General features: G+C 29.8%; 4 protein-coding genes and 1 pseudogene. 3 read left to right on the top strand and 2 right to left on the bottom strand.

From position 1 onward, the window contains the following. Positions 1-175: 175 nt before the first annotated feature. Positions 176-619 (bottom strand): annotated as a pseudogene (tnpA, locus tag Cyrtocomes_RS04825) (IS200/IS605 family transposase). A gap of 212 nt (positions 620-831) precedes the next feature. Between tnpA and Cyrtocomes_RS04830 the strand changes: the two are divergent. The 3 genes from Cyrtocomes_RS04830 to Cyrtocomes_RS04840 all read left to right on the top strand — a co-directional run bounded on the left by Cyrtocomes_RS04830 (position 832) and on the right by Cyrtocomes_RS04840 (position 4,773). After that, complete coding sequence (locus tag Cyrtocomes_RS04830) at positions 832-1,701, top strand: hypothetical protein (protein ID WP_322498064.1); 870 nt, start codon at positions 832-834, stop codon at positions 1,699-1,701. A gap of 31 nt (positions 1,702-1,732) precedes the next feature. Continuing rightward, complete coding sequence (locus Cyrtocomes_RS04835) at positions 1,733-3,826, top strand: SEL1-like repeat protein (protein ID WP_322498065.1); 2,094 nt, start codon at positions 1,733-1,735, stop codon at positions 3,824-3,826. A gap of 128 nt (positions 3,827-3,954) precedes the next feature. Continuing rightward, the gene (locus tag Cyrtocomes_RS04840) at positions 3,955-4,773 is read left to right on the top strand and encodes a hypothetical protein (RefSeq protein WP_322498066.1); all 819 of its coding nucleotides are present in this window, start codon (positions 3,955-3,957) and stop codon (positions 4,771-4,773) included. A 177-nt stretch (positions 4,774-4,950) separates the two neighbouring features. Here Cyrtocomes_RS04840 and Cyrtocomes_RS04845 read toward each other — a convergent pair whose 3' ends face one another. Next, on the bottom strand, positions 4,951-5,676 hold the full coding sequence (locus tag Cyrtocomes_RS04845; RefSeq protein ID WP_322498067.1) for a sensor histidine kinase: 726 nt from the start codon (positions 5,674-5,676) through the stop codon (positions 4,951-4,953). Between the last annotated feature and the right edge of the window lie 431 nt (positions 5,677-6,107).

Raw genomic sequence — 6,107 nt, forward strand, 5'->3', positions numbered from 1 at the left:
ATGGGCTCAGGCAAAGCAAATCCGTCGCTCCACCCATTGCTCTATAGATCAGCTTTTTAACTCTTATTTTATATGACGTTTTATACTGACTTAGCTATATATTATTTTTTGCTGCATCACAATCCGGGACTAAACAAAGCCAAGAACTAAATAACCCTCAGCTATAAGCTGAGGGTTATAAAGCTGAGTCAATTGTAAATTGACTATAATCTACTGGTTCACCTTCTTGCTCATCAATGTACCTTTGGATCATCTCATCAGTTATGGTTCCAGAACTTATTGTCATATAACCCCTTGCCCAAAAGTGCCTACCCCAGAATTGCTTGCTTAAATGACTAAATTCCTGCAAAAGTATCCTTGAGCTTACCCCTTTTAAATATTGGGCAATCTAACTAATAGCCATTTGTGGCCTATAAGATATAAACATATGCACATGATCAACTGCCACCCTGCCAGTGATAATATATACCTCATGCTCCATACATATTTGCTTTATTATTTCCCTGACTCTTTCAGCAACCTTACCCACCAATACTCTTTTTCTATACTTTGGTATCCATACTAAATGAGCTTTTAGGTCATACTTGCTATGGCTATTCTTTCTGTAAATCCTTGCCATATATCTACTTCCTAAATTCGTCGTTTCACGACTTCATTATACCTTCTTCTCGCCTGAAGGCGAGGGATTTAAACCATACAGGAGACATTAAAATAAAATATCTTGATAAAACATTTTATTTTTGAGATAATGCAATAAATAGCAACTCAGGCTTCTGTTTATTTTGCTATTACGCCGCGTCGTAACGTTTTTAGTTTTTTGATATCTTTATAATGTCCACTTATACAAAAACTACTAATTCTTCTATCACACCACAAACAGCTCAAACTAGAGAAATTGATAAATTTATAAACAAACATGGTAAATTAATTGATACTCATGAAATACAAACTCTTTCTAAAGACGAACAATTTGCACATCTCGTGCAATCACAACAAATGGATAGTGAATTTAAAGCCGTTTATAACGGGTATGATTATCTAATTAATAAATTTTATACAGACTTAAAAGATTTTCATGACAGATCTTCTTTGTTATTTCAGGGTGGAAAGCAGACTTTTCATGTAACATTTAATCATAATGTAATATATGGTCATGTTAGTAAAGACGGTAGCAGTGGACAAGCCTACTTATCTTGCTCTCATGGCGATTCGATTTACAATATCATGCATATATTTTTTCAATATTTAGCTTTGAAGAATGGAAATTTTGTTTTTGAATCAGATCCAGGTTTATTTTTTTCTATAGGTAAAAAAAGTTATAAACCTTTTACAGAGCAAAATATTTCCAAATATTTTAAGATTTCTGCATACGTCGGCGGTGTAAGTAAGCAACTAAATTTTTATGAAACAAATGCTGAAGGAAAGAAAATTGCCAATAAGGAAGCTTTTAATGCATTAGATGAATATATGAAAAGTATTGAAAAAATACTGATCAAAGATATTCAAGATGAAGGGTCTATGTGCGAAACTTTAGTAGAAAGCGAGGCTTATATAACAGGATTGCTATGTATGAGACACAACAATGTTGTCGTAAACGCTAATACTCCTATGAATCTAAAAAATTGTAATTCTATCATGGAATATATAAAGTTAGATCCTGAGATATGTGATTATGCAGATTCAATTCATACAGATTTATAAATAATATATATACTTTTAAGATTGAAATTCTATGAAAGATTGTCTTGAATTTAGTCAGTATCACATTGGAGATTTATTACTCAAGGGAGATTTAAAGTATTTTAAAAAATATCTAGATTTGATTTTAGGTAGATTAAAAGAATTTAATAATAATAGTAGTTGTATACAATTGCTGCAGGATTTATTCTTAAAGTTAGATTACAGTTTATTAAAAAATGAAAATATTTCTACATACTGTGAAATCTCGTATCTAGCTTGCGAAATACAAAAAAAATATCCAGCTATTTTAAACAATGGAGTTTGCGAAAACTTACTCTCATGTAAGGACGATGATATGGCTTATCTTGGCTTAGAATATCTTATTTCTCAAAATAAATCATATTGTATTAATTTAACAAGCTCAAATTATGGCATACTACTTGATCAAAACTTTACACTAATCTCTAATTTACATAATAAGTGCGGAGATTTAAATTGGGGCGCAAAAGATTTTGGATACTCTTTTTATAGAAAGGCCTATAAGGAATTTAATAGCCATTATGCTGCCTGCAAGTTAGGTGATATACATTATTACGGAATTATAAATAAGGCAGATGTTGAGAAAGGCTTGCGTTATTATAAATATGCAGCTGGCTTAGATGAAGCGGATTATAGAATATTTGTTCATGAATATTCTCATGTTTTGGATCCAGATAAAGAAAAAATAGAAAATATAATAGATAACTTAGTAAATAACGGTTACCAAGACGGTTTATGTGCTAAGGTATATTTATCCGATATAGGTTTTTTAAATTTTTCAGAACTTAATTCAGCAGATGTATTACACCAACTATCTGAAATAGGAAATGCATGTTCTCAGTTTGTTCTCACCAATCTTCGATTATCTTTAAACATATATGATGACGATCAAATCTCTGAAAAAGAAGCGATAAAAATGCTTCAAGAATTAAGATTTCAGTATATTGATTCTGCTAGAACTTGGTTACAAATTAACTTACAGCAATTTTCAAACTTGTCTTACAAAGCCTATGAAGAAGAAATTTCAGGTTCTATAGGCGGTACTTATGGCAAAAATGTAAGCAGGCAAAGCAGCAAAGAAAAATTTTTAGATTTATTGAGTAAAGAATATATTAGAGATAATACAGAACTATCTCAAATAATAAAAAAAGGGGATTTTTTTTCAAATTTAACATTAGTTAAAGAATTTTCTAAAATATACGCCTTATCATTTCATCCTGATAAAATACAAAAGGAACTATTGCGCAGCAACATACAATATTCAAAAGAAGATTTTACTACTATTCAAGAATATAAAGAGTTTTTAAAAAATCATAATTACGAAAATAACTCTCAAGAGGAAAAATATAAAAACTGTCTATTTTGGAATTTTTGGTGCGATACACAAAATCGCAACGATGAAACAAATGTGAAAGATTATAGGGATCAGCATATAAAAGTGATGCAAAACTTAAATATTGAATATTTGTTTTTCTTTTCTCGCCAACCCTATCCTGATCAAATTTCTCCATTTAATACATACTTGCATGTATCTAAACAAAGTCAATTGTGTTCTTTTTACTCAGAAGCCTTTGATAGCATATATTCTCAAATAAACGCACTTAGAGTTCTAGGGGCAAAATATATAAATCCTTTGATCGTATTATTGGATGATTTTGCAAAAGTTGTGGCTCAAGGTATAAGTAACTCAGAATATATAACAGAGTGCGCTAATACAGGTGTAAAAATTTTACCAATTATTCAAGATGCTAACTTACTTCAGTATATTAGAAATGGATCAGACAATATAAATGAAACATCAGTGCCAAAATCAAAATACAGCTGCGGGGAATTTTTCATAAATGTGACTAGCAATATTATCAATGGCAACCAAGAAATAGATTTTGACCTTTTGGAAGAAGGGGTCCGCTGTAACGCTGCAGAGTATTATGCAAGACTATACAATCACATCAATCAGGCAAGTGAGCCACTTAAAGTTGAAAAAGATTTGATAACTTCTTGCAAATTTTATGAAATTTCTAATTTAGATAGGCAAAACGTAATAGAAGAACTGGAGCATAATTCAAAAGAAGTTGGCTATCAAGTAGACCTCTGCTATGCCTCCTAGAATTTGCAATAGAAATTTAATTTTTTTGAACTCATATATGTGCAAAGCAAATTATATAACTTAATTCCTCCTGCACAGTATGTTTCATACGTTATAAATAATTGTAAGCAAAAGTTGTACGGGTTTTGATGAATATTTTTCAATTGGGAAAATTAGCATTAATTTTTTCTTTTATACTAAGCAGTAGTTGTGTTTATTCTCATGAACTTGTAAATAAATTAAGAGATTTTATTATAAAAGATAATAAGTGCGGTGCTTACTTAGGTAAAAATTCCACTAAAATTTCATTCATTAAAGATATAAATGAATTTCTCAATGTTGATTTATCTTTCTTTCGTACAAGTGCTCACAAAGTTATATACAGTGACTATAACATTGACTTAGCCTCTTATCTCCCTTCACATTATAAATACAAAAATCTTAATGAAAAGCTGTACTATACAAGTTGCATACGCTCTAACAGGAGTAACCACACCAAAAACGAGTACATAGATCAGGATACTGAGTTCATTTTTCAAGGAGAGATATGTGACATACCAAAAAATGCAAAATCATTTATAAATAGTGCTATTAAATATGGCAATTTTCCAAAAGCTCTTGCTGCTACATCAGTAAATAGCACAATTTATGAAATAGGTATTGGAGCGACACTATACCCACTGGAAACCTACTTATTGAAATATCGCTACAATAAAATAGGACTTAAGCCTTATATAACAATCGAACCATGCTTCACGTATAATAAGAATGTGTTTATTATAAAAAAACAACAAAGTGAAGAGGAAAAATTCACAACTGATGGAACCATATCATTCTCTATGAAAATAGGGGTAGGAGTTGATATGTTTTTAAATAATGAAATACACATAACTTTTAATATCTTAAAAAATTTTCATAAAGATTTTTCATCAATTAATGCATATTTAGGCCTTATACTACTCTTGTAAAATATGCACCCCTAAGTTAACTATGGTGGTCCATAATTTAGGGCAGGTGTTTAGCCTAGGTGTGGGACCGAGGATAAAGATAGGTGTGTTGAGGGCACCGTCAAGTTAACTTTGATATACCATAATTTTGTTATGGAAGATTTATATCAAGCAGCATGAAGCATATGTGAGGAGGCGTCAAATTAAGTGTGTAAGTGTAAATTCAGTATATTCACCTGGAATAGAATCAACATTAATACTTATATTTAGTTTTTCTGCCGCAATTTCAACAAAAGTTAATCCCACACCGTGACCACTTTTCTTCGTAGAGAAACCCTTATCAAATATTTTATTTATATCGTCAATACCTGGCCCATTATCTCTTACTTTTATTATTATTTTATTGCGTATTTGTTCGGCCAAGACAAGGATTTGACCATTTTTTACCTTAGCTACTGCGTCTATAGCATTCTCAAATAAATTTACTATTATTCTTTTAAAGATTATTTCATCAGTGTTGATGTATATATCGTCATTTATATTTAACTTTATCAAGTTGTCTTTCTTAATATTTTGATCAATAATATCTTTTAGTAATTTTTTAAGTTTAAATCTACTAAAAACACGATCTTTTTCCAATGCCAAAAAAGTATCACATACATCAGATATATTTTTTGCAGTATTTTCTGATTTAAAAATCAACGAACTGTCTTTAGTTTTTTCTACAATCTCCGCATTATTGTATCTCAATACTAATACAGAATTTTTAACATCATGAATTGTTGAAGTGAGCCAAAATGCATATTTATCTAGATTTTTATTATTGATACACCATACAAACCCTATATAAAATAAATTTAAAAATATTGTATAGTGCAATAACATATCATAAAGCTCTTTATCAAAATTTTTTCTAGGGAACAAAAGTAAAATAAAGGATATCAATATACTCCATAGTGCATTTTTTGCATTTTTATTAATTATCAAACATACATAAAAAAGAGTAATGAACGTGATTACTGAGTAAGGAAACGAAAAATTAAGTAAATGAAAATAAACTTGTGCTATTGGTAGTACAACTGGAAAATATGGTGAAAAAATATTTTTCAGTTTAGAGTTATAAAAGGATAAAAAGAGTAAGATACATATAGAGTAATAAATAATATATATTTTGTTATGACTCAGTTGAAAAAATATAATGAAAGGAAAGATAGAGAAAATAGTCAAGAGATTAAATATAAAGAAATTTTTTGTGTATAGGCACTGTTAACAAAGGTTGTATTTAATAGATGCTAAAGCTATAAAGGCAAGGAAAGAGAGATCGGATTTCTCAAATCGTAATGCTAAGCGTCGAT

Source organism: Candidatus Cyrtobacter comes (assembly GCF_034470605.1).
Lineage (GTDB): Bacteria > Pseudomonadota > Alphaproteobacteria > Rickettsiales > Midichloriaceae > Cyrtobacter > Cyrtobacter comes.